The following is a 24,529-nucleotide window of genomic DNA, read 5'->3' on the forward strand; positions in this document are numbered from 1 at the left end:
CCAATGACAAAATATGAAACCAAAAAAGTTTCAACCTCAGACACCCTTAGCTTGGGCGCAATTATCTCATCAAAAAATGCGTTTAGCTGTTGCAACCACAGGAGTTTGCTTCGCTAATATCTTGATGTTCACTCAAGTAGGATTGCTATCAATGCTCACCGAAGGAACAACCAAATTACATGAAAGTTTGAGTGGCGATCTATTATTAGTTTCTACCCTAAGTCCTACAATTCGTTGGGGTATTCCCTTTCCCCGTGCTGCTATTTACAAAGCAGCAGCTATAGATGGAATAGATTCGGTTAGTCCGGTCTATATCGCTCGAGATAATTGGGTCAACCCGACAGAATTTGCGAGACAGAAAAATTTAGCTACCTCTTCCCCCGGTAGAAAAAGACAGAGAAATTTTGGGAATAGGGTGAGAATTATTGCTTTCAATCCCGCTCAACCTCCAGTATTCGATTTACCCCAGGTCAATAATCAGTTAGCTAAACTGACTTCACCCGATGCAGTACTATTCGATCGTCTCTCGCAACCATCTTTAGGTGAAGTTCCCCAAATGTTAACAACCCAGGAAGAAGTTACAACTTTAATGGGTAATCGCCGCACCTATGTTGTAGGACTCTTCAAGATGGGTAGCACTTTGTTTGCCAATGGTAACATCATTATGAGTGACTGGAACTATGCTAAACGTAAAGGACAAAGTAGCCTTGATCAGGTGACTATTGGAGTCATTTCTGTTGATGAAGGAGTAAATATTAAGAAGGTACAAGCTCAATTACGCGCTAATATTCCCAAGGAAATTGGTGTATTCACCCATGAAGAATTAATGCAACGAGAGCAAATGTTTGATGCTTCAGAACCGAATGGAGTCATTTTAAGATTTGGTACCATCGTTGGTTTTATTGTGGGGATAATTATTGTTTACCAAGTTCTTTACTCTGACATTAACGATCATCTTTCCGAGTATGCAACCCTAAAAGCAATGGGTTATGGGGACAAGTCATTATTAGTAGTTGTGATTCAAGAAGCAATTATCCTTGGGGTGATGGGATTTATTCCTGGTTTTATCGCCTCGGTCGGTTTATATCAGTTACTATTCATGCTAACCAGAATTCCCATAGCCATGAAAGTAAGTATTGCTCTACAAGTTTTTATTCTTACTTTAGTAATGAGTATTGTTTCCGGTGCGATCGCTACGAATAAGCTTCGTTCTGCAGACCCTGCAGACGTTTTTTAGAAGTAATAAGTAATAAGTAATAAGTAATAAGTAATAAGTAATAAGTAATGAGTAATTTGCTCTTCCCCATCCTCCCACACTCCCCACACTTTCCCCAAGTCCCCAGTCGCCAATCCCTACTATGAAACCTACTGTTGCTGTTAGTAATCTTAATCATTCCTTTGGTAAAGGTAAACTACTTAAGTCTGTACTAAATGATATTAATTTAGATATTTATCCGGGAGAAATAGTCATTTTGACAGGACCTTCCGGTAGTGGAAAAACTACTTTATTATCTTTAATTGGTGGGCTCCGTTCTGTACAGTCTGGTAGTTTAAAAATTCTTGGTCGAGAATTACGAGATATCAGTAAAAAACAGGCAACTAAAGTGAGAAATCAAATTGGTTTTATCTTCCAACACCATAACTTACTTAAATGCTTAACAGCTTACGGTAATGTGCGAATGTCCCTGAAACTACATCCAGAAATTCCCACATGGGAATATCGTCAACGCGCTGAAAATATCTTGAGAGCAGTTGGAATAGCAGATTTTGTCGATACGTACCCAGAAAAATTATCAGGGGGACAACAACAAAGAGTTGCGATCGCTCGCGCATTGGTTGCTCAACCTAAATTAGTTTTAGCCGATGAACCAACAGCTTCTTTAGATAGTAAAACTGGAAGAGATGTAGTCAATATTATCCAAAAACTAGCCAAGGAGGAAGGTTGCTCTGTAATGTTAGTGACCCATGACAACCGAATCCTTGATATTGCCGATCGCATCGTGCAAATGGAAGACGGATGTTTAAAACTATAAAGTTTTACTTCCAAACAATGCATTTGGGGGAATTTGAGAGTGACTTAAATAATTAAACTCAAAATAAGCCTTAACAGTAGATAGACTATTCGTTATTACTTAAAATACTAATCAATCAAGATGCTTTTGTATGGGCTTTTTATGAAATGCGACGAAATAAGTTTGATATTTCTTGCATAATTTAAGTTACCAGCGACTGGGTCTCCATCAAAGCTATAACTATAACTGTATTTATTATTTATTGTTTCTCCGATCTAGTTCATACAAATTGAAACTGCGTTAATATTTAATACATTACTCCCAAAAATGCTTTTCTTTCTAAAAGCCTCAGCAATTTTATGTCTCTACCAAATATTGTTAGTATCCCGGTTCTTAAACAACGCTATCAATGGATTGCTGAACCTTTAAGTTTCCTGGAGCAAGCAGTTAAGTTGCACCCCAATATATTTACTGCTCAGATATTCGGCGCAAAGCAACCAATAATATTTGTTAATCATCCTCAAGCAATTCAAGAAATATATTCCAATGATAGGAAAATCTTTACAGCACCAGGGAATCCAGATGGGGTGCTTAAACCATTAATTGGAGAATATTCTCTAATGTTGCTCGATGGCGAACCTCACAAACGCCAGCGTCAGTTAATAATGCCTCAATTCCATGGTGAAAGAATGCAATTGTATGGCGAAATAATCAGCAATATTACGGATAGAGTCTTCAGTGATATACCGCAAAATAAAGCTTTCACTGCTCGTGATATCACATCAGATATTTCCCTTTCTATCATGTTACAAGTTGTATTTGGCTTACATGAAGGAGAGCGTTATCAACAAATTAAGCATGGGATCATTGGGATGATGGATTTATTCCGCTCTCCCTTAGCTTTTAGTTTGCTATTGTTCCCTTTTTTACAAAAAGATTTAGGAGCTTGGAGTCCCTGGGGTAATTTTTTGCGTCGAAGGGAAATGCTGGATAAATTACTTTATGCTGAAATTAGTGAAAGACGTTCCCAATTAAACGATCCCAATCGGGTTGATATTCTTTCATTATTAATGTCTGCAAGAGATCCTGAAGGTAACTCCATGACAGACAAAGAGTTACGGGATGAAATGATGACATTGCTGGTTGCGGGATATGAAACCACTGCTACAGCAATGGCTTGGGGATTATATTGGCTTCATCACAAACCAATCTTACGTTCCAAATTACTGGAAGAATTAGACAGTCTTGGAGAAAATCCCGATCCTGTAACTATATTTAAACAAAAGTACTTAACCGCAGTTTGTAATGAAACCTTGCGGATTTATCCTGTCGCAATGACGACTTTTGAGAGACAAGTAGAAGAACCTGTTGAGTTGTTAGGACATAAACTAAAACCTGAAAGTTATATTTGGGGTTGTATTTATCTATTACACCATCGAGAAGATTTGTATCCAGATTCAAAAGAATTTAAACCAGAGCGATTTTTAGAAAGACAGTTTTCTCCCTATGAATTTATGCCTTTTGGTGGAGGAGTACGTCGCTGTGTTGGTTATGCTCTAGCACTGTTTGAAATGAAGTTGGTACTAGCACATGTAGTTTCTCGTTACAACTTGGAATTGTTGGATGATAAGCCAGAAAAGCCCCAGCGTCGAGGCGTTACCATTGCACCTGCACGGGGTGTAAGAATGAAGATGAATGGTATTCGCGTACCTCAAAAGTCTGCAGTTCCTGTCATAAGTAAGTAAAACTATCGGTTGTTTATGAGAAAATCCCCACTTAAACATATGTCTGGTGGGGATGAAAGAGGTAGGAAAACTTTTTTATCTAAAAATTTTTTAATTTAAGATTTTTTTAACTTAAAATTTTGGAACTTAAGATTTTGGAACTTAAGGTTTTGGAACTTAAGATTTTGAAGTTTATAGTTTTTCTTCCCAAACACGTCTAATAACTCTTCCATCATATGTTTCCTCTCTATACCTCTTGTTTTCACTCTCCAAGCGGGTTGTCGCTTTATATTTCCCACTACTTGTGATTAATGTATGAGAGTCTACAAAAATATAATCCAAAACAATAAAACTATTGCTCAGAATCAAGTTCTTCATGTCAGGAATTACTTCTTTTAAAATCCGACCTCGATTATCATCTTTAAGATTTTGCTCAGTAACATTTGAACCAAACTGACAGAACATCAACCCTGGTTGTTCTGAGTCAGTACAACAGTTCATGAGATATTCAAAATTTTTATTGTCAAAATTTGTATTTTCAAAATTTGTATCTTTATTTTTCTTGTGATTGTATTTCCAAGTAGCCTGAACGCCAAACTCTATATGAGTGAGATTGTAGTATTCGGCGATCGGTAAGATATCCTCTTGACCAACTAATTTAACTGTTACGATTGCAAGGTCAGAACTCCATACACCCTCTGACTGAGCATAATATCGATAGAGTTCCTCATTATTGGTCGATAGCTCGTTTTTATCTTGACAAATCATGGTTATTACTCCTTGCGCTTCCTCCATTTCTCACCATTAGAATATTCCCACTCTCCATAACCTTGACCAGAAATAGGTTTCAGGTTGAGGATTTTTTGAGCTTGTGAACTTGACCTTATAAGAAATTCAGGTCTTTTGTTTGGTGCTACATATTCTTATAGATGACAGCCTTGTTAATTTATGCAGTTTGTATATAAATTTTGGTCTGTTATTAGATACACACAGAAATAATTTATTCCCTAAAAATTATGGGAAAATCACAGTTGCTAGCCAGATCCGTGTTTGTGACGTTAGTCATATGCAGATTCTCTTTTGACTTTTGTTAGCAAATCTTGTCCGCAGGAAATGCATATTTTGATTTCTTATTTTGGACTTGCGTATCCTGCTTCCCTGTTTCCCTTTCTTAAATCCTCTAAAAATTGGAATATAGATTGTAATTCTGGTGAAAACACATCCCATCCTGTAGATGCAAAAAAATCAGACAAATCTACTTGTAGTTGCTGCTCGTAAATACTTGCTTGTAAAAGCATCTCTAATCGGTCTAATTGCTGGACAAACTTAGCTTCTGCAGAACTACCTTGCTCGTATTCCTCCCACAGGTTAATCCACTTCCATCCATTAGGTAACTTATTAAATACTTGCAAAACCGATTGTTTTTCTAATTCAAACTTGTGATTCTTGTCAATGTTATCTTCAGGAGTAAAGTCACCAGCGTAGATTTCTCCTAAATCATGAATTAAAGCCATTCTCACTACTTTATTCACGTCTAATTCTGGATATTGATCTGCTAGCAACAAACCCAATAAAGCGACACAAAATGAATGTTCAGCAACACTTTCACAATGCTTCGGCTCAATACCATGTTGCAACCAACCTTGACGATATAATTGCTTTAGATGATTGAATTCAAAGTAAGCTTCAATAATTGGTAAAGTATTTTTACCATCTAACAGACTAATCGGTAAAGATGCTTTTGTATGCATGGTTCACAAAAATAAACTTTAGGGAACAATATAAATTTAAAAATTACATTTCAAAAGATTATCATTCTTCACGCATCAAATCTTTACAGATGTGCCCAAAATTACTTTTATATACACATAAATTTTGTTTAAAAATTTTATTGCTGCTCTCATCAAAGTAGAATCATGTAATTACAAATACTTAACTCAATCAATGTTTATAGTCATTTCTTAATATTTAGCTTTCTTTCAATGAAACAATATAGAATGTCAGTCTATTTATCTATTTAACATCTAATTAATATTTACTACGGCTAAAAAATAATAAACTATACTTGAGTGAAGAATTTTGGGTATATCAATGGCAAAATATTTAAATTAGTTTTTGAGAGAAAATAAAGAGTGATATTTCCAAGCCATTAGATTTTTAGACAGAACCATAAATGACGGAACCAAAAGTTCGCTTGGCACGAAAATCTGACAAAGAAGCAGTACTAGCTTTTTGTCAAATTCTTCCAAATAATCAAAAAGACTATATTCCTTTGGTTTGGGATAAATGGATTCGCGATCCATCTGGTTGTATTTTTGTCGTTACGATTGATGATGTTCCTGTAGCAATTGAACGAGTTGTGCTGATGTCAGACTCTGAAGCTTGGTGGGAAGGACTGAGAGTAAGCCCTCAATATCGCGGTCAGGGTTTGTCAAAGATTTTAGAGCTTACTATAAATCAGTATTTAGTAGAATCAGGAATTAATATATCACGCTGTATGATTCTTGCCAGTAATGAGATTATGGCTGACATAATGTCAAAACGAGGTCGTAAAAAAGTTGGAAACTTTGACTTCTACGAGACAGATTCAATTAATTCACCAAGTACACAATTAATTAAGTTAAATTCAAATGATTTAGATTATGTTTGCTCATTAGTCAAAAATTCAAATGATTTAACTTTGAGACAAGAAATTTATGTCAGTTATGGTGGAAAGTGGCAAGAAATAACTGTAAAAGAGCTTAAAAAACGTCTTTCCTTAGGAAAAATTTGGGGATTAAAAAAAGATGAGAAATTACTTAGTATAGCTATCGAAAGTTATTCTGAAAACTCTAATGAAAAGTTTTGGATTGGATACGTTAATGGTACTAAAAATAGTTTACCAACTCTTTTGTACGAATTACGAAAATTAGCACACAGTTTAGGTTATACTCTCGTTGGAGGTTTTTTTCCTCGTAGTGAAGTTTTATCTGTATCTTTTGATTTAGCCAATTATATTAAAATAAATCAACGCTGGGTATATGAATGGAAGAATAGTTAATTCTATATAGTACAAATAATCGTTTTTTGAACTATACGGATTCACATAAAGTTTAATCATATAATAAATATTTATCATTTTTATTACAAGCTTAAAATGAAAATTAGAGAAAAATATAAAACCTTAAAATTAGTTATTCTAATACCTTGGTTACTTCAAATAATAGTTTTTATCATACTTATAGCTTACTTATCTTTTAAAAGTGCTCAACTAGCTGTTAATAATATATCTGAACAATTATTCTCTGAAATTATTTTTAGGGTAGAAGAAAAATTTCAAACCTATATTTCATCAGCAATTACAATAAATAAGATAAATGCTAAAGTTATTGAAAATCAAAAAATAGCTTTTAATGATAAAGATAAATTAATTGAATATTTTTTTAATCAATTAATTTTGTTTCCGGACATTACGGCAATATATTGGGGAAATGGTTTAGGAGAATTCTATGGAGTTGGAAGAGGAAGAGATGGTTATTTAATGAAAGGTTTTTCGAATGAAGAGAATAATTATACAGAACCTTTTTTCCGTTATGCAAAAAAGAAATATTCAATCAAACAGCCAAGATTATATAACGTTACAAAAAGAGAATGGTATAAAGTTGCAATTGAAAAACAAAAGCAGACATGGAGCAAAATATACACTTCATTTGGAAACAAAACGAAATGTTTAACTAATGTTTATCCTATTTATGAGCCAAACGGTAAAATAAAAGGTGTTTTAGGAGTAGACATACATTTCAATCACTTTAATCAATTTTTGCAAAATTTAAAGATAGCAAATACTGGTCAAGTTTTTGTTATAAATGAATCTGGGATAGCAATATTTACATCGGATAACAAGTATTCTTACTATTACAAAAATATGCCTGATGAAGTTTCTAAAATAGCTAACAGTAATAATACTTTAAATAAAGCCGTTGGTCAGTTGATAATAGAAAAATTTGAAGGCAAATTCGATAAAATAGATAAATCACAGCAGATAAATTTTAATTTTGCAGAAGAAAAATATTTAATTAAAATAGCGCCTTTTAAAGATGAATATGGACTAGATTGGTTAATAGTAGTAACTGTCCCTGAATCGGATTTCATGGGGCAAATTCATGCCAATACTCGTAACACGATCGCATTATGCATAACAGCTTTAATCGTAGCAATTATAATTGGCATTCTCACAACTCGATGGATTACTCGACCAATATTAAAAGTTAATTCTGCTGCTAAATCCTTAGCTTCTGGTAACTGGGGTCAAAAAATCCGACTCGATCGCAAAGATGAATTGGGACAACTAGCCAAATCCTTTAATACTATGGCTAGTCAATTACAAGAGTCATTTACTGCTTTAGAACAAACCAATCGTACCTTAGAACAAAAGGTAAAAGAACGCACCAAAAAGCTATCAGAAACAGTAGAACTCCTCAAAGCGACCCAAGAAAAACTTGTCTTTGAAAATGAACTACTCAAAGATGCTCAAGTAGAAGAATATCAATACCAAATCGGTGGAACCTTACCAATAGATTCTCCTACATATGTAGTAAGAAAAGCCGACAGACAACTTTATAAAGCCCTCAAACAACGACAATTTTGCTACATTTTCAACGCCAGACAGATGGGTAAATCAAGCCTGAGAGCAAAAATGATGCACAAACTTGTTGAAGAAGGATATGTTTGTGCGGCTCTAGATTTAACAGAAATAGTTAGCGATAATACTACTGAAAGCCAGTTATATCACAGCATTATCTTTAGCTTAGCTAAAAAGCTAAGTTTATTACCTGAATTTGATTATCGTAGCTGGAAAAAGAATTTAGATTATCTTTCTCCATTAGAGAAACTGGGGGAATTTATCGAAGAAATTCTTCTCAAACAAGTTCAGCAATCAATAGTGATTTTCATTGACGAGATAGATACCGTTCTGGACCTAAAATTTTCCGTAGATTGCTTTTTTGGTTTTTTACGCAGCCTTTATAATAAACGAGCTGATAATGATTCGTACCGTCGTTTAACTATAGTTTTAATTGGTAGAACCGCTCCAAGTTATTTGATTCAAAACCCTGAAAGTACTCCCTTTAATATCGGTTGTGGTATTCCATTAGAAGGATTCAAACTTGACGAAGTTGAACGGAGTTTAATCAATGGATTGCGAGAAAATTGTCATGACCCCCATAGGACAATAGAAGAAGTATTAGACTGGACGGGAGGACAACCATTTCTAACTCAAAAAATATGTAGTTTAATTAGGGATTTTTCTTTGATAATTAATGAGGGAGAAGAAAGGGAATTTATCACTCAACTAATAAGAGAAAAAATTATCGAAGACTGGGAAAATAAAGACCAACCAGAACATTTGAAAACAATTAAGAACAAGTTAACTAAAAATAAACATGATTCTCTACTTTTATTATCAAAGTATCAAGAAATGCTTTCAATAGGGGAAATTAAGGATGAGCAAACCTGGGAATGCTTAGAGTTATTTTTATCCGGAATAGTGCGAAAAGAGGCAGGAAAACTAAAACTCTACAATCGGATTTATGGGACAGTGTTCTCTAGGGCTTGGGTAGAAGGAGAAATAGGTAACCTCTCAACAGGTAAATAATTGCTATAGGGAGTAGATTTTGTAAAATCTTGTTGTAAAAAGTTGTCTAAACTCAAATTTTGTGTTTTTACTTGGTGAAGTGCTTGACGAACTAAATAAGGATGACCACCAATAGCACCCATTAATTTTGTGACTTCAGCTTCCTTCCAATCCAGTCCATGTCTACGAGCTAAATCGAGAATCTCAACTCCAGAAAAATCAGGTAAAGAAACCGTCAGCCCAACATTAAAAGGTGATTTGTTAGACTCTAAAGGAAGTGGATTATCCCGATACACTAAAATTAAGCGGAGTTGACTCCAGGTGGGATTTATTTTGCTATTTTCATGCCAAGCTCGTAACATAGCAAGAAAATCACTTGCAATTTGTTCGCGAGCAAAAAGATGATCTAATTTATCAAAAGCCAAAATTAAAGGACGATCTATCTGACCCAATAAATAATCCTCAAAATAATAAGTACAGCTAGATTTACAACCCAAGTCATCATCCCAATATTCTTCGAGCTTAGATGGTAATCTTAATTCTCTAGTAACGTTTAAACTCAACCACCTCAGGAATCGAGTTAAATCCGTTAAAGTTTCCCGATCTGTTAAATGTAAATCCAGACAAACACCGCGACAATCTTTAGCTAAATTGATTATTCTGTGCATCAAAGAAGATTTACCCATCTTAGAAGGTGCACAAATTCTGATTAAACCTCCTTTGCGCATAATAGTTCGCAAACAAAGGGATTCTATTTCTTTGCGTTCGACGTAAAATCTAGAATTGCTAGGGACAACTCCCACCGGTAGTTCTAGAGTATCGTCATATAATTCTTGCTTTAATTGCTCTAAGACAAATTTTACGTTTCTTTTATCAATCGACTGACCAAAATGCGATGACAATAACGACCATAGATCGGAGCCTACTCGCTTTGCATGGTCTTTAGAACAACCATATTTATAAGCTATTTGTTCGTAACTTTCATCATAATATGCTCCTTTGAGTATAGTGATTTGCAAATTGTTTAAATCTTGTCCGATTTTATCTTTAATAACTTCAACTAAAGAATCGAGGAACATTAATGTTTGTTTTGTCTTATTACTCATAATTCACGATTTCAAGTCACTATATCTAGGAAATAAACTTCGATTTAACTATTCGTTTACATTTATTTTAAAACTGACGATTATCAAAAATTATCAGAAAGATTATATCGAAATTGTTTGCTAAAAATTTCTTAAATCAGGTAATTACTTTTCACTCTATCGTCATCACACTTGTTCCGATCTTGAAAAATAGTCATGGGTAAAGTTTTTCTTATAATCTCTGCTTAAATCGGACAAGTGTAAAGTTTTATGTCAATAGTCAATGTCTCTGACGGGTATTAGCATACATCACTTTTATGCCACTTAAATAATTTTAGGTAGTATCTAATGCCACTTTATCTATTTTTTTGATTGCAATGGTGATATGACTAATTTTATAAAGGTATTATTAACATTTTTTGTGGCTTTATTAGATATAAAAGTGAAATTCAAATGTCACCTTAGTCTCTTATCTACAAAGTGGACTTATTGATATGGTTTTATTATTATTCACTATAAGTTTTCTACAATAAATATCACACCTTAGTTATTTAATTAAAGATTTAAAACAATTAAAAATCATTTTTTAATCCTGTTATCTTATTTATTTTTAATACCTTTGGGTAGGATTAATACAAGTAAATAACTGTTATATGTAAAGACAAAATATCTAAATACTTTGGGATAAGTCAAATAATTTAATTTTTATATTCTTTATCCAATATTTTCCCATTACAAATCATGAAAGATGAACAAATAAGTAAATTACTCGAAAATATTCAAATAGTAAGAGATAAAGCAACAGAAGCAATAGATATTTTGCAGTATGAAGAAAGTTTAAATTTTGAACAGTTAAAGGATATTTATGGACGCTTAGAACTGGTTTGTGGAAAAACCATCGCTAGTCAAGTGTTTATTGAAATAAATCTCACCGGTGGCTGTAATTGTCCTGCATGTGGAGAGGAGAAGATTTTAATTAATTGGGATGAAGGGACAGTTGAGTGTCAAAATTCAAAGTGTGGGTACAAATGGTAGAAAATATATGTTGTGTTTCAAGCACAAGAGCGGGTTAAAGCAAGAAAAATCTGCTTAGGAGTCATATAGTACAATTACTAGAATATTTGATGACTCTTATTATTCAGAATGACTATTATTAGTAAATACCAACGCCTTACCTTTGCAGTATTTTTCTCAGTTACCTTATTTTATACTCAAACAGCATCTGCAATCATTGTTAGACCTCTGCGTACAAAAAATGCAATGCTAGTTTCTGCACATCCCTTAGCAAGCGAAGCTGGATTAGAAATGTTGCGCAAAGATGGTAATGCTGTTGATGCTGCAGTTGCTACAACCTTAGCAATTTCCGTAGTCGAACCATTCTCTGCAGGGATTGGGGGTGGTGGTTTTTTATTATTTCGCAATGCTAAAACTGGAGAAATTAAAGCTTTAGATTTTCGCGAACGCGCACCCCTAAAATCAACTAAAAATATGTATTTAGATGAAAATGGTAAGGTGCGTCGAGGTGCAAGTATTAATGGTTATCTAGCAGTAGGTACTCCCGGAACAATCGCTGGAATGTATGAAATCCACAGTCAGTATGGAAAATTACCTTGGTCTACCGTAGTTAAACCTGCAATTCGCCTTGCAAGAAATGGTTTTGTAGTCAAACAAAAGTTTACCGATGCTGTCAAACGACGTCAAAAAATGATTTTGCAAAATCCGGTAGCGCGGAAAATTTTTACTCGCAATGGTGAATTTTATCAACCGGGAGACCGATTAATACAGCGAGATTTAGCAAACACTCTGCAAGCAATTGCTATAAATCCGCGTAATTTTTACACTGGTCGAATCGCGCGCCTGATTACTGCAGACATGAAAAAAAATGGCGGGTTAATTACTTTAGAAGATTTGAGCAACTATAAACCAAAATGGCGATCGCCAGTATGTGGTAATTTTCGCACATCGCGGGTTTGTTCCATGCCACCACCATCATCTGGAGGTGTTCACTTATTACAAATGCTCAATATTATTGGCGATACAGATTTAAAATCATTAGGATGGCATCATCCGGATGCTTTACATCTGTTTGCGGAAGCAATGCGAGTTGCTTATGCAGACCGTTCAGAGCATTTAGGCGATCCAGACTTTGTGGAAGTTCCAGTCACACAACTTATAAATCCTGCGTATGCTAAATATCGGCGTCAGCAAATTAGCATGGACAAAGTCAAGCGTTCTAGTGAGGTCAAACCAGCAGATATAAAAACCCTGCAACGCTTTTCAAGCAATATTTCTTCAACCACATCTCAGAAACAATTAAATTTACAAGAGTCAAACCTAAAACAGTCAAATCAAAAACAATTAAATTTAAATAACCGCGAATCATCCGATACTAGTCACCTCACAGTTGTGGATAAAGAGCGTAACGCCGTCAGTTTAACATTTACAGTTAATTTGGGTTTCGGTGCTGGTATAGTTGCAGATAGAACGGGAATTGTACTTAATAACGAAATGGATGACTTTGCTGCAGCACCGGGAGTACCCAATGCTTTCGGATTACTGGGTAATGAAGCTAATGCGATCGCACCAAATAAAACTCCCCTTTCCAGTATGACCCCCACAATCGTCACCGAAAATGGAAAACTCCGTATGGCTGTAGGTAGTCCTGGGGGTAGTACTATTATTACCCAAGTATTGCAAATAATTCTAAATGTACTGGAATACGATATGGATGCAGGTGCTGCGGTATCTGCGTCGAGGGTACACCATCAATGGTTTCCTGATGTGTTGCGAGTAGAAAAATTTGGTTTGGGTGCAATGACTTTAGAAGAACTACGTCGTCGGGGACACAAAATAAAACAGACTAGATCTTGGGGAAATGCTAATACTATTGTTGTCACACCTGATAATTCTTTAGAAGGTGCAGCAGATCCACGGGGTGAAGGTGAAGTAAGAGGTTTTTAAATTTAGAGACGTTCTATGAAAAGTATCCACATTATAAATAACCAAAAACAGTAGATGGAAAAGTTTTCCAGAACCCTTGTCAGAACTTTATTTGAGTTTTGGGACACGATTTACTGGAATCGTCTCGGAATCTACTTTTTAAGGAACGGTTCTTGTCGGTGGGTTAAAAGTGCAGTACAAACAATCATGGTTGTCAGCCCAAAACGTTGGCTAGAACCCTTATTATTTCGTCAATCGACAAAAGTTGTCCATCTACTGAAAAAACCCAGTCTTAATGACCGGGGTTTGGGGATGATTATAGAATTGGGAAATATTTCCCTTAGGCTAAATATAGAGCTTAAATATAAGTAGCTTACGCTAACCTTGACTACATAATCCTTCCTACTTGTTCCAGAAAATATCAAAAATTTTTTCCTAGCAATTTTACCCATCCAGGACAAGTGATATCATGTCCGCTTAATTACTTATGAAAAAATATGTTTGTTTGTAGTAGCGCTTTAGCGCCATAGTAAAGATATTGGCGCTAAAGCGCTACTACGAACCTTATCGCAAGTGTTTTATCGGACACGATATGATACAAAATCAAAAACCCAGTCTTAATGACCGGGGTTTAGGGATAACTATAGAACTGGGAATATATTTCCCGTGGGTTAAATATAGAGTTTAAATATAATTAGCTTGCGCTGATATTGACTACATAATCCTTCCCACTTATTCCAGAAAATATCAAAAAATTCTTCAGGTAAATTCTTCAACTACCTTCTTGACCCAACACAGAAAATCAATCTGTTTCTGTTGTGAGATTTTGTTCGCTAATAATTTGAGAATTTTCCGTTGACATTGCTGTTAACTTTTCATCCCTTAATTGCTTTAATCCATCTTGAATCAGAGATAGAATAATAATCCAAGAAACAAAGCCAAGTGCAAGGTACTTCCCGTAAAATGGTAATTCGAGCGGGCTGTTCCACACCATATGAAGTACAACAGCAAAACCAAATACTCGTAAGAATCTAGGGTCTTTCACCATTGCAAAGCTGAATTTTCGTTCCCCTTTGATTTTCCAAAGTACAGCAGCACTCATTCCACTCCAAACAATATGGCTAAATGGAGCTAACATTCCCCTTAGCATAATAAGACTCAACATTACATCGAGGTTGTTAGAAGATAAACCCACCCGCAGAGCATAACCTGCTGACTCGAAAGCAGCAAAACCAGTACCAACAGCTGCTCCGAAAAGAAGTCCATTTAAAAGATATCGATACTTAGAAATATTTATGACGAGTATCAGCGCAAATAACTTACCAGGTTCTTCAACAAGACCAGCGACCGAAGCACCAATCCAGTTGAGCGAAAGAGTACCACTAACCTGAAATAAGAATAATGAAAATATCAGCGATAAAATTCCCCCAAGAAAAACCAGCCGTATTACTTGATAAAGAGAAACATTTTTACGGACATTTGTTTCAAAGAAAAAGATTAATGTAGAAAACGGGACTACAAAGGAGCCAACAACAATTAAACCTGGAATAAGATTAATATTTTTAAATTCTTCCCAAGCCTGAATAAAACCTAAATATACAATTAAAGCACCACAAAGCGTCCGAAAAAAAACCCAAGGTTTCGGCCAATTCGTATCTACATCCATAATATTAGGAGTAGTGGTAGAAGTACCAACTGTGAAGTACTCTTCTACTTCATCTTCAGAGTGCTTTTTCAAAACCTCTGAAAACATTTGTTTCAGACTGAAACCTTTTATTTGTTCAACACCTGCTACCTTTGCAACTCCTTCAGCAACGCTTCCTATAAGATTGTTTGAATCTAATTTCTGATTTTTAACACCAGATTGAGATACTTTTTTACGACCTTGTTTATTTTTGCTAAGGTCGTCTTCTCTATAACCTTTTGGCTGTGGTTCCTGCTCATTCATAGAATGCTGACATTAATATTCTTATACCAACTATTTTGACTTTCAATTACTGACATAACACACCGAAATTTCTCTAATAAATTGGTCTTTAAGTAAAAGTATTTATGTGACTATTACTTTTCGAGAAATCTTACTCGAGCAGAAATATAATTATTGTTATGTAATAATTTCAGCTAAACAAGGATTATTTTACCAACAATGTTAAAAAATAAATCTTGAAATTCAATAAATTTGCTAATCTAAAATAAATTCTAATTTCAAAATCAATAACCAATAATCCAAAAACCCAGACATAATGACTGGGTTTTGATAACTATAGGTGGTTGGGAATATATTTCCCGTGGGTTAAATATAGAGCTTAAATATAAGTAGCTTACGCTGATATTGACTACATAGTCCTTCCCAATAGTTCCAGAAAATATCGAAAAATTTTTAATGGGTACTTACCTAAAAATAATGACAAAATCTTAAAAAAACAAAAACCCAGTCATAATGACCGGGATTTTGGGATGACTATAGGGGGTGGGAATATATTTCCCGTGGGTTAAATATAGAGCTTAAATATAAGTTGCTTACGCTGATATTGACTACATAGTCCTTCCTAATAGTTCCAGAAAATATCAAAAAATTTTTTCTAGTAATTTTTCTAACAAAATAAAAATTAAGAATTCAGTTAATAGTTCCAAAAAACCTTCAACAAGCAAGCTTTTAGGTGTTTGGTATACATCAAGGAGACGCCAAATTATTGTATCTTATGTGTTCAGGATTATTTCTTGTAGATCGTCAGGTGTGCATTTACCACAACATTTATCAGTCCGAGTTTCTATTTAGATGGGCATAGAAAGAGGAGTACTATGACTAGCAGTGGCGATCGCGAATCAAACACAAAAGACTTTCTCATGCAAATGCTGGAAGTTGAGCAGCAGATACAACAAGCTATTTCAGGTATTTCTAACCAAGAAGCGATTTTTGAGGATATTTCTCAGGAAATTCAGTCATCTTTAGGCTTTGACTTGACTAGTATATGGTTAATCGACCCAGAAAATAATATAATCGCTCGAAAATACGAAAATAACATTTCAACTCAAAAACTTACATTTAATTTTAGTAGTAAGTATTACCTGGAAATAAACTCTCATATACAAGATATTCTAGTAGACGTAGTTCAAAACCATCGCACTGAAATTATATGTGGATGGGATAAACGATTTGATAAATGGGTTTACGAAGAGTATAAGCATGAAGAATTAACCCGTATTTTTACTCCCATACTATTAGTACAGGATAAAAATGGAAATATTATTGAAGACTGGTTTAAACACTATAAATGGAAATTTACTAGCGAAGAAAAAACTGGTGATGGTTATCGTGCTGTTATTGATATGTTCCTAATAACTCAAAATAATCAAAATTTGGGTAATATTCGGGTAATTGGTGCTGTAATCTCAGGTTATGCAAAGCGTAATAAACAAATCACTCTAAAACAAGCAGAAGACTTGATCAAACTTGTTGCTCAGCACGCTCTAAGAATCCGTCGTACGCAACTATCTTACATTTTAGAAGTTATTACAGAAAATGCTTATCGTATTTTACAGGCTGATATAGCAGCACTAGATTTTATGTATGAACCGAATCATCAGGATTATGTTTACCAAGTTGGGAAAGGTAAAATAAATGAGAATTATTGGGAAAATTTCACTTATTCTAAACAAGCACTAAGACAAAAAGCCCTAAAAGATAGAAAGACAATATTTACACCAAATATTTATCAAAATCATCCTAATAATTTAGCAAAAATTTTTGAAAAAAAAAGTCAAGCAACAGTGGCTTGTCCACTTTTAATTGATAATAAAGAAGGTCTTTTATACTTAGAATTTAATGATAAGTATGGGTTTACTGAAGATGAAGTATCTTTATTAAATATATTTGGTTATCGTGCAAATAGTGCTATTTTGCACGCTATATCTGAAGCTAAAAATAATTTAAAAAACTCTCAACTTGTTAATCTTCATTTATTTACTCAATCTCTTATCAATGAAACCGAAAAAGAATTTTTAATAAGGCGTATTACATGGAGTATTGGAAATATTATGGGGGCGGATATTGTTATTTTTTATGAGTATATACAGCCTGAAAATAAAGTAATAATACCACCGGAAATTACAGGGCGATTGATCAAAGATAAGAGTAAGTATACAGAGCTTTATCAAAATGATAACTCATTAATGCTTATTAATAATACGACCAACATTTATGAATCATCATTAAATATAAGCAAATTTTTTAAAAATTCAGATTTTGTAAAAAAAGAAGAAATTAAGTCTATTGCTAGTATTTTACTAAAAATTAGAGAAGAAGTTGTTGGTGTCATGTTTATTGCATACCGACGAATTTACAATTTTTCAGAGAATGAGCAAAAGCAAATTGAAACGTTGGCTTCTTCTGCTGCTTATGCTATTAAAAATCAGCGATGGCTGAATTCATGGTTACAAACTTTAAGTGATATTGATCGCAAACTAATTACTACTTTAGAGCAGGAAAAACTTCTCAATCTGATTGTGCAACGAGCAGTAGAGAAAACAAAAGCTGATTTTGGAAGTATAGCTTTGCTACAACCTAACAATTGGGAATTAGAAACAAAAGCCTTATATCCCAAAAATTCAAAGAAAGAAGAAATTGGGATGCGTAAAAAAGTAGAACATGGAATTACTGGGCAAGTGGCAAAAAATCGCCGCGCCGAATTAGTAAATGATGTTCGTCAAGATCCAAACTACAGAGAACTTTTTCCGAATGTACGTTCAGAATTATGTGTACCACTTTTAGATAAAGAAGATAATCTAATTGGGGTACTGAATGTAGAAAGTAGTAAAGTCAATGCATTTGAAGCTAGAGATTTACGATTACTTCAAGAAGTTGCGAACTTAGCCGTAATTGGGATCCGAAACGCAAAGAAGCAGGAACAACTCGCCAAAGCCGAAGTAATGGCTGCTCTTGGGGATATAGCAGGTCCATTAGTACATCGAACAAATAATAACGTTGGTGCTATCCGTGTATTAGCGCAGGATATTTGCGAGGAAGCAGATGATAATATTAAAAGCTTCGCAACTGAGATTTTGTCAAATGCTGAGGAAATTCTCGAATATTCACAGCGTATGAGAAGTTGGATGAAAGATCAGCCTCAAATAATTAGTCTTCGCGACATAATTCAAGAGGCATTGGCTAAAGTTCAGATACCCGACAATATTGAACAAGATATTAATATCGATCTTGATTTATCTCAGGTATATGCAGGGAAACAACAATTAATTAATGTTTTTGATAATCTCATCCAAAATGCCATAAACGCAATGCCTAATGGAGGAAAACTATACATTCAAGGTAGTCATTTAGAAACAGATGCGGGAAACAAGATTAAAGTTGTTATTTGTGATACGGGTGTGGGTATTGCAACAAAAAATCTCCAAAAGATTTTTGAGCCTGGTTACTCAACTAAAGATACTAATAAAAACATGGGTTTTGGATTGTGGTGGACTAAATTCTACATCGAACGTTTAGAAGGAAATGTAGAAGTTGAGAGCGAAGTTGGTAAAGGAAGCCAGTTCACTCTGATACTACCTGTTCACAAACCTCTTGCTTGACGATACATATAAATACCAGGTTTAAAAGATGATAATGAGAGTGATTATAAAATGGCAATTTTAAAAATTCTGCTAGTAGAAGACAATCCATCTTGGCAAAAAATTCTCAAAAGTAGAATTCGTCGTGCTTTAGAAGGTTTAGGCTATAAGGATTCAGATTACACAATAAAAGTTGTTGACACCTTTGATGAGGCTTATCAAGCTCTTCAAGAAAATGATTGGCATTTATTAGTCACTGATATTGAACTTAAAGATTCTCATACGGCAAACGGAAATAAATTAGGAACAGAATTAGTTCCTATTGCTCATAATCAAAATATTCCTACTCTTACAGTCACAGGAGCAACACCATTAATATATCCAAATGAAGGTTATTTTCCTAAAGAAGACTTTGATGGTAAAAAATTTATCAGTCAAGTTCAAGTTCTTTTAAAATAGTAATTATTCGTTCATAGAACAATTATAAATTAGGTACTTAATATAATGTTTCGAATTCTTCTAGTTGAAGATAATGAATCTTGGCAAAATATTCTTAAATTAAAAATAAATAATACCTTAGAAAAAATTAACCATATAAATTACAAAACTCAAGTCATTAATAATTTTCAAGAAGCATTTAAAGCTCTTCAAGAAAGCTCTTGGAATTTAGTAGTAACTGATATTGGTTTGGGAAATGATGACATGAAACCACAGAAATTGGGTAAACAAATAGTTGAACTAGCTCATGAAGAAAAAATTCCAACTATCGTAGTTAGTGCTTATTTAGATCCTCAAGAAGTTGGAAGTCTATTTGAAAATTATAAAATATCAGGTTTTTTCTGGAAAGAAACATTTGATGGGATATATTTTATCAATAAAGTCCAAGAGATATTGCAAAGTCAGCAACAACCAGAAGAAGAAATTTCATCACCAAGTAATAGTTATCAGTTAAGCGATAATGATAAAGAATATCTAATCACAACTATATCTCGCTTGGCGACAAATTCAACCACTTCATCGAAAGAATACTTCAAGGCTTTAGTCAATCAACTGAACTTACCAGAAAAATGGAGAAATAGTATCGCTGATATCTGGACAGGAGATACAAATACAGATACAAGTAAATTGGTGAACTGGGTTGAGCAAAAAAAATCGTATCCAAATGAAAGTGAAAAACCTGGCTATACAGTTTTAGGTAGCCTCATTGAAAAATTACTAGAAGAAACTGGTGACCGCCATTTTCTCGAAATGATTATCAGCTATGAGTTAATTACTGATAAAAGTGTTCTAGATAACCTAAGAAATAATTATTTTGAACAGTAAATAAATAACAGCAGACAAATAACTATAATCTAATTCTAAAATTATATATATATTTATAATTATTATGTCAATTACTATTAAACAAGCTGATATTGATAAGCTTGTAAATGTTTTAGCAGGTTTAGCAGCTACCTCTTTTACTAGTCCCCAAGATTTTTTTCGCGACCTTGTAAGTAGAGCTAATTTACGTCAACAATTGGTTTATAGTCTTGCAGGGGTTTGGACTGGAAACCCAATTCATGATGCACGTAGACTTATCAATTGGGCTTTAGTTAGAGATATAAATCCTAATGATCAACGTTTTACAACTTTAGGTAGTATCCTTCAACCTTTACTCTCAGAAGCAGGATTTAATGATGCTAAACTAATCGTTTCTCTAATTATTATTTATAAGCTTTATAGAGATATAAAACTATTAGAAAACTTACGAATTACTTATCAAGTTCCCCTTTCTGCTACCGATATCACCTCAACAATATCAGACTTTGGACCTGAAATTGATTGGCAAGAACCAGATGAAACAGAACTGCAAAGTTGGTTTAAACCCGAACCTAATTTTCTTGATGTTGGTTTTTTAATGCAGACTATTCAACATGCTACCTCAGTATGTCGTATTGAAATCTCCAACCAAAAAATACTTGGAACTGGTTTTTTAATTGCTTCAAATCTAGTTTTAACTAACTACCACGTTCTTCACTCAGCAACTGCAGATATTCAAATAAATCCCAGCGATATTATTCTCCGCTTTGGTTGTTTTACATCAGCTACCGGTAATGAAAGCGAGGGACAAGTTTTTAAATTAGTTAGCGACCGACCAATTCTGGAATCAAGTCCTACGAACAAGCTTGATTACGTACTGCTTCAGGTAGAAGAAAGCATTACACAAATAGCAGATATTACCCCAGCAAATTGTGATTTTGAAAATCTACCGGCTAAAGGAACGGCTTTGAATATCTTGCAACATCCCGAAGGGTCTTCGATGAAAATAGCCATGAGCAGCAATGCGATCGCAAATATTTCTCCTAATACTGGATTGATGCAATACATCACAAGAACATCGCCAGGTTCAAGCGGTTCACCCTGCTTCAATGAAGATTGGAAGGTAGTTGCATTACACCACGCACAAAAAGCAACGCATTTCGGAAGTATTCGAGAAGGGATTTTGTTGAGTTCAATCTACCAAGAAATCCAACAACATCTACCATCCTCCCTTGGGGGAGGCTAGGAGGGGGTTTACCTTGGGGGAGGCTAGGAGGGGGTTTACCTTGGGGAAGGGAAGGCTAGGAGGGGTTTTGAGGAGTTTTCCCTTGGATTATCAAAGAAAATTTTCTGCTTTTAAAAAACGAAATTTTCAAATGGGAAGAAGGTCAAAATGAGCCGTAGAATCACAACTACACAATATCAGTCTGCATTACCAGCAAAACAAATTGATACTTATTTCGATAAAGTTATCAAATATATTCCAGCAGATATAGTAGGTGCTTGGGTCGCTGTTAATGGATTAATCAAAGGTGCAGATATTACTGAAGTCTCAAAGAATATAGTATTGTGGACAGCTTTTGTAATTGGCATAGTTATCACAGCCCTTTGGACTCACAAACAGACTCAAGAACCTAAAAAAGTAACAGCAATTACCCAAATAGTCATTTCAACTGGTGCATTTATAGTTTGGGTATATGCTTCAGGAGGACCATTTACAACCGCACATTTGTACAATCCTACTTATGGTTCAATTTTGCTCATCTTTTACAGCTTGATTGTGGCACTTATCAATCCTACTGAAGGATAGATTGACATATTTCCCAGCGTAGGTTCAACAATAAGATTAGGATATTTAACCATCCACTGTTCACTGTTCACTGTTCACTGTTCACTGTTCACTGTTCACTGTGAAAAATCAATCATAGTTTGTCGGTAAGCGTTTGGCATACCCGTATCAAAGCTTTTACCTTTAACAACATAACCGGTCATCCCCTCAGCAACTCGCACTCGATCCAAACAGGACGTCAGCTGAAATTCACCCCGTTCTCGAAAATTGTTCTTGATGTGTTCTTCCAAAAAATTAAAGATTTTCGGGGTTAGTGCATATAAACCAAAAATACAAAGAAATTCATCTTCTTTCATTCCTTCCACTCGTAAATTTTGACGAGCATATTCGACAGTTGGTTTTTCGTACACCTGAGTAATTTCAAGGACAGACTTGAACTCTCGCCATGTACCAGTAATGCAACCAGCTTTTTGAATCGTTGGTACTGACATGGTGTCTAAACCAATTACACTGCAGTCACTTTGCTCGTAAACATCCAAAATTTGACGCGCACAAGATTTTTCAGTATTTGAAGCATAAACATGATCCCCCAACATTAATAAAAATGGTTGACTATTAACCCATTCCTTGGCACAAAACACAGCATGACCGTAACCCTCTTGCTCGGATTGCGTTAGAACCGTTATCTTATCACCTAATTCTTGAATATATTCACTGTATTCTCGATTTTGGGGTGACAACTTTTGATAAAGTTCCTTGCTGGGAGGCTTTTGAAAAAAATCTTTAAAGACACCCGTATCTTCTGGTTGGGTGACAATACCAATTTCTTCAACCCCAGCAGCGATCACTTCTTCTACGATCACCTGAATGACCGGTTTAACCTTACCATCCCGATCCATAATCGGAAAAAGTTCTTTCTTCACGACTTTAGTGGCAGGATATAAACGGGTACCAAAACCTGCAGCTGGAATTACGGCTTTTGTGATTTTAGTGTTGGGCATGAATTGTTAATTTCAAACACTGCATTTGAGGGAAATCTCGCTCGATGACTTCAATTAATTTTTGTTGACTTTCTTCATCTTTAACAACAAATTGTGCTGCACCATCTCCTTGAGAACCAACGCCCTTACCACCCCAAATATAGGGTTGAATTGGTTTATGTTTGAGCAATTCATGTAGTTTTGGTGCAGTTAGTTCCTCCGGACAAACAGGGATGAGATATTTATCAAACTTAGCCTGGGCTTTTTGCATCAAATCACCAATTTTTTCCGCATCTCCTTGTTCCAGAGCCTCAATTGCTGCTTGGGTAATTTTATGGTTCATGGAACCGAGGTACTTTTGTACGTCTGCTTGTATTTTGTTTTCAGGGGTAGGATAGCAGTCATTGAGTCGAGCAAGGATTTTTTGCGTGTTTTTCTGAGTTCCCAAATCCACTATTACAAAAAATAAATCTTGGGGTACCTTCAACTCTAAAACATCAAGGTGCTCTCCATCAAATACCATTGCAATTGGATTATTGCCATAAGCACAAGCTTGATCCATTCGTCCGCAGCGAGAAGGAGTAGTAATCTCTCCAAGATAGGCAAATTCCATTTCTCCCCGCAGGGTCATCTTTAAGTCATAAATTTGATTAAATGCCCTTGCAACCAAAACACAGATTGCAGCACTGGAGGATAAGCCCTTTTTGATTGGCAAATCTGTTAAATAATTGTTAATTTCCAGCCCACCCACATGAAACTGGGTCAAGATTTGGTACGCGACTCCAGCTGCATAGCTAAAAAACCCTCCCTTCTGAGCCACAGCCAATAAAACAGGTCTAGACATGGGTAAAGTCAAAATTTGGGGCGTCTGCGTGCCTTGAGATACCCGGAGAATGAATTGTTCGGGATGGGGTGTGACCTCAGCATACAACCCTTGATTGATACCTACCATTAGGGTCAATCCTTTTCCTATTTTTGGATTAACGCGACGGTAGCTACTAGCCCAATCGCTATGTTCGCCAAACAAACATAAACGTCCCGGAAGGAATATTTCCATAATTCTCACCCACTATTATGCCGATATTTTACAGGGAGGATGGGGGTCGGAGATTCGCGACTGGGGATTGGGGATTGGGGATTAGGGATTGGGGATTAGTGATTAGGGGTAAGGATTGAAGTTAGAGATTAAAATGTTATCTTTCCAGTCCTCAGTCGCCAGTCGCCAGTCGCCAGTCGCCAGTCGCCAGTCCCTAGTCGCCAGTCCCCAATTCCCAGTCAGTCACTCTAGTAATTTATTACTAAAACTATTGGCATGCTGTTATACCCTATTGCCACTAGGGTAAAGTAGAATTTCACCGTAAATTAGGTAGATTTCACAAAAAATCTTCATCGCTTTTACTAGTGTCAGTTGACAAACTGTCACTCACCCGATTCCCCGTTATAACCCAGAAAAGATATTCTGTATTTGTGCAAGGAGTGATACCACTTCACCATATGTTTGCCACAGATTAATTTCGCAAT

At 35.1% G+C, this 24,529-nt stretch carries 19 protein-coding genes; 13 read left to right on the top strand and 6 right to left on the bottom strand.

The window, feature by feature from the left end; genetic code table 11:
• The first annotated feature begins 13 nt into the window (after positions 1-13).
• From devC to BC008_RS26030, 3 genes are all read left to right on the top strand, one after another.
• Entirely contained in the window at positions 14-1,237 is a 1,224-nt protein-coding gene (gene devC / locus BC008_RS26020) for an ABC transporter permease DevC (RefSeq protein ID WP_027845556.1), read from the top strand.
• A gap of 121 nt (positions 1,238-1,358) precedes the next feature.
• On the top strand, positions 1,359-2,033 hold the full coding sequence (locus BC008_RS26025) for a DevA family ABC transporter ATP-binding protein (RefSeq protein WP_036266908.1): 675 nt from the start codon (positions 1,359-1,361) through the stop codon (positions 2,031-2,033).
• A gap of 338 nt (positions 2,034-2,371) precedes the next feature.
• On the top strand, positions 2,372-3,757 hold the full coding sequence (locus tag BC008_RS26030; protein ID WP_027845066.1) for a cytochrome P450: 1,386 nt from the start codon (positions 2,372-2,374) through the stop codon (positions 3,755-3,757).
• 171 nt (positions 3,758-3,928) lie between these two features.
• Here BC008_RS26030 and BC008_RS26035 read toward each other — a convergent pair whose 3' ends face one another.
• A complete protein-coding gene (locus tag BC008_RS26035; RefSeq protein WP_027845065.1) occupies positions 3,929-4,531 on the bottom strand; it encodes a hypothetical protein in 603 nt (200 codons plus the stop codon).
• Positions 4,532-4,866: 335 nt separating this feature from the next.
• Complete coding sequence (locus BC008_RS26040; RefSeq protein WP_058183902.1) at positions 4,867-5,487, bottom strand: HD domain-containing protein; 621 nt, start codon at positions 5,485-5,487, stop codon at positions 4,867-4,869.
• A 422-nt stretch (positions 5,488-5,909) separates the two neighbouring features.
• On the opposite strand from BC008_RS26040, the gene BC008_RS26045 reads away from it, so the two are divergent.
• Together BC008_RS26045 and BC008_RS26050 are read left to right on the top strand one after the other, a co-directional pair.
• Entirely contained in the window at positions 5,910-6,776 is an 867-nt protein-coding gene (locus BC008_RS26045) for a GNAT family N-acetyltransferase (protein ID WP_027845064.1), read from the top strand.
• A 96-nt stretch (positions 6,777-6,872) separates the two neighbouring features.
• Positions 6,873-9,368 carry an AAA-like domain-containing protein gene (locus BC008_RS26050; RefSeq protein ID WP_058183901.1) on the top strand — a complete coding sequence of 832 codons (2,496 nt, stop codon included), beginning with the start codon at positions 6,873-6,875 and terminating at the stop codon, positions 9,366-9,368.
• On the opposite strand, the gene BC008_RS26055 is transcribed toward BC008_RS26050, so the two are convergent.
• Positions 9,302-10,453 (bottom strand): AAA-like domain-containing protein, encoded by a 1,152-nt coding sequence (locus tag BC008_RS26055; protein ID WP_027845063.1) that lies wholly within the window; start codon positions 10,451-10,453, stop codon positions 9,302-9,304. The genes BC008_RS26050 and BC008_RS26055 overlap by 67 nt on opposite strands.
• 720 nt (positions 10,454-11,173) lie before the next feature.
• Between BC008_RS26055 and BC008_RS26060 the strand changes: the two genes are divergently transcribed.
• The 3 genes from BC008_RS26060 to BC008_RS26070 all read left to right on the top strand — a co-directional run bounded on the left by BC008_RS26060 (position 11,174) and on the right by BC008_RS26070 (position 13,744).
• A complete protein-coding gene (locus tag BC008_RS26060) occupies positions 11,174-11,467 on the top strand; it encodes a hypothetical protein (RefSeq protein ID WP_027845062.1) in 294 nt (97 codons plus the stop codon).
• Positions 11,468-11,575: 108 nt separating this feature from the next.
• Positions 11,576-13,393 carry a gamma-glutamyltransferase gene (gene ggt, locus BC008_RS26065; RefSeq protein WP_027845061.1) on the top strand — a complete coding sequence of 606 codons (1,818 nt, stop codon included), beginning with the start codon at positions 11,576-11,578 and terminating at the stop codon, positions 13,391-13,393.
• Positions 13,394-13,447: 54 nt separating this feature from the next.
• Positions 13,448-13,744: a hypothetical protein gene (locus BC008_RS26070; protein WP_027845060.1), complete on the top strand. Its 297-nt coding sequence runs from the start codon at positions 13,448-13,450 to the stop codon at positions 13,742-13,744.
• A gap of 430 nt (positions 13,745-14,174) precedes the next feature.
• Here BC008_RS26070 and BC008_RS26075 read toward each other — a convergent pair whose 3' ends face one another.
• Positions 14,175-15,320, bottom strand: a complete 1,146-nt coding sequence (locus tag BC008_RS26075; protein WP_082650603.1) for a PrsW family intramembrane metalloprotease — start codon at positions 15,318-15,320, stop codon at positions 14,175-14,177.
• An 854-nt stretch (positions 15,321-16,174) separates the two neighbouring features.
• Here BC008_RS26075 and BC008_RS26080 point away from each other — a divergent pair.
• The 5 genes from BC008_RS26080 (at position 16,175) to BC008_RS26100 (ending at position 22,049) form a co-directional block, all read left to right on the top strand.
• Positions 16,175-18,958, top strand: coding sequence for a GAF domain-containing protein (locus tag BC008_RS26080; RefSeq protein WP_027846147.1), 2,784 nt, complete (start codon positions 16,175-16,177; stop codon positions 18,956-18,958).
• A gap of 51 nt (positions 18,959-19,009) precedes the next feature.
• Positions 19,010-19,396: a response regulator gene (locus BC008_RS26085; RefSeq protein ID WP_027846148.1), complete on the top strand. Its 387-nt coding sequence runs from the start codon at positions 19,010-19,012 to the stop codon at positions 19,394-19,396.
• Between the two features lie 45 nt (positions 19,397-19,441).
• Positions 19,442-20,260, top strand: a complete 819-nt coding sequence (locus BC008_RS26090) for a response regulator (protein ID WP_027846149.1) — start codon at positions 19,442-19,444, stop codon at positions 20,258-20,260.
• Between the two features lie 64 nt (positions 20,261-20,324).
• Positions 20,325-21,485 carry a trypsin-like peptidase domain-containing protein gene (locus BC008_RS26095; RefSeq protein ID WP_027846150.1) on the top strand — a complete coding sequence of 387 codons (1,161 nt, stop codon included), beginning with the start codon at positions 20,325-20,327 and terminating at the stop codon, positions 21,483-21,485.
• Positions 21,486-21,632: 147 nt separating this feature from the next.
• Positions 21,633-22,049, top strand: a complete 417-nt coding sequence (locus BC008_RS26100) for a hypothetical protein (RefSeq protein WP_027844512.1) — start codon at positions 21,633-21,635, stop codon at positions 22,047-22,049.
• Positions 22,050-22,144: 95 nt separating this feature from the next.
• Here BC008_RS26100 and BC008_RS26105 read toward each other — a convergent pair whose 3' ends face one another.
• A complete protein-coding gene (locus tag BC008_RS26105) occupies positions 22,145-23,029 on the bottom strand; it encodes a UTP--glucose-1-phosphate uridylyltransferase (protein WP_027844511.1) in 885 nt (294 codons plus the stop codon).
• Positions 23,016-24,065 (bottom strand): GHMP family kinase ATP-binding protein, encoded by a 1,050-nt coding sequence (locus BC008_RS26110; protein ID WP_027844510.1) that lies wholly within the window; start codon positions 24,063-24,065, stop codon positions 23,016-23,018. The genes BC008_RS26105 and BC008_RS26110 overlap by 14 nt, the downstream gene beginning before the upstream one ends.
• Between the last annotated feature and the right edge of the window lie 464 nt (positions 24,066-24,529).

The sequence above is a fragment of the Mastigocoleus testarum BC008 genome (assembly GCF_001456025.1).
In the GTDB taxonomy this organism is placed as follows: domain Bacteria; phylum Cyanobacteriota; class Cyanobacteriia; order Cyanobacteriales; family Nostocaceae; genus Mastigocoleus; species Mastigocoleus testarum.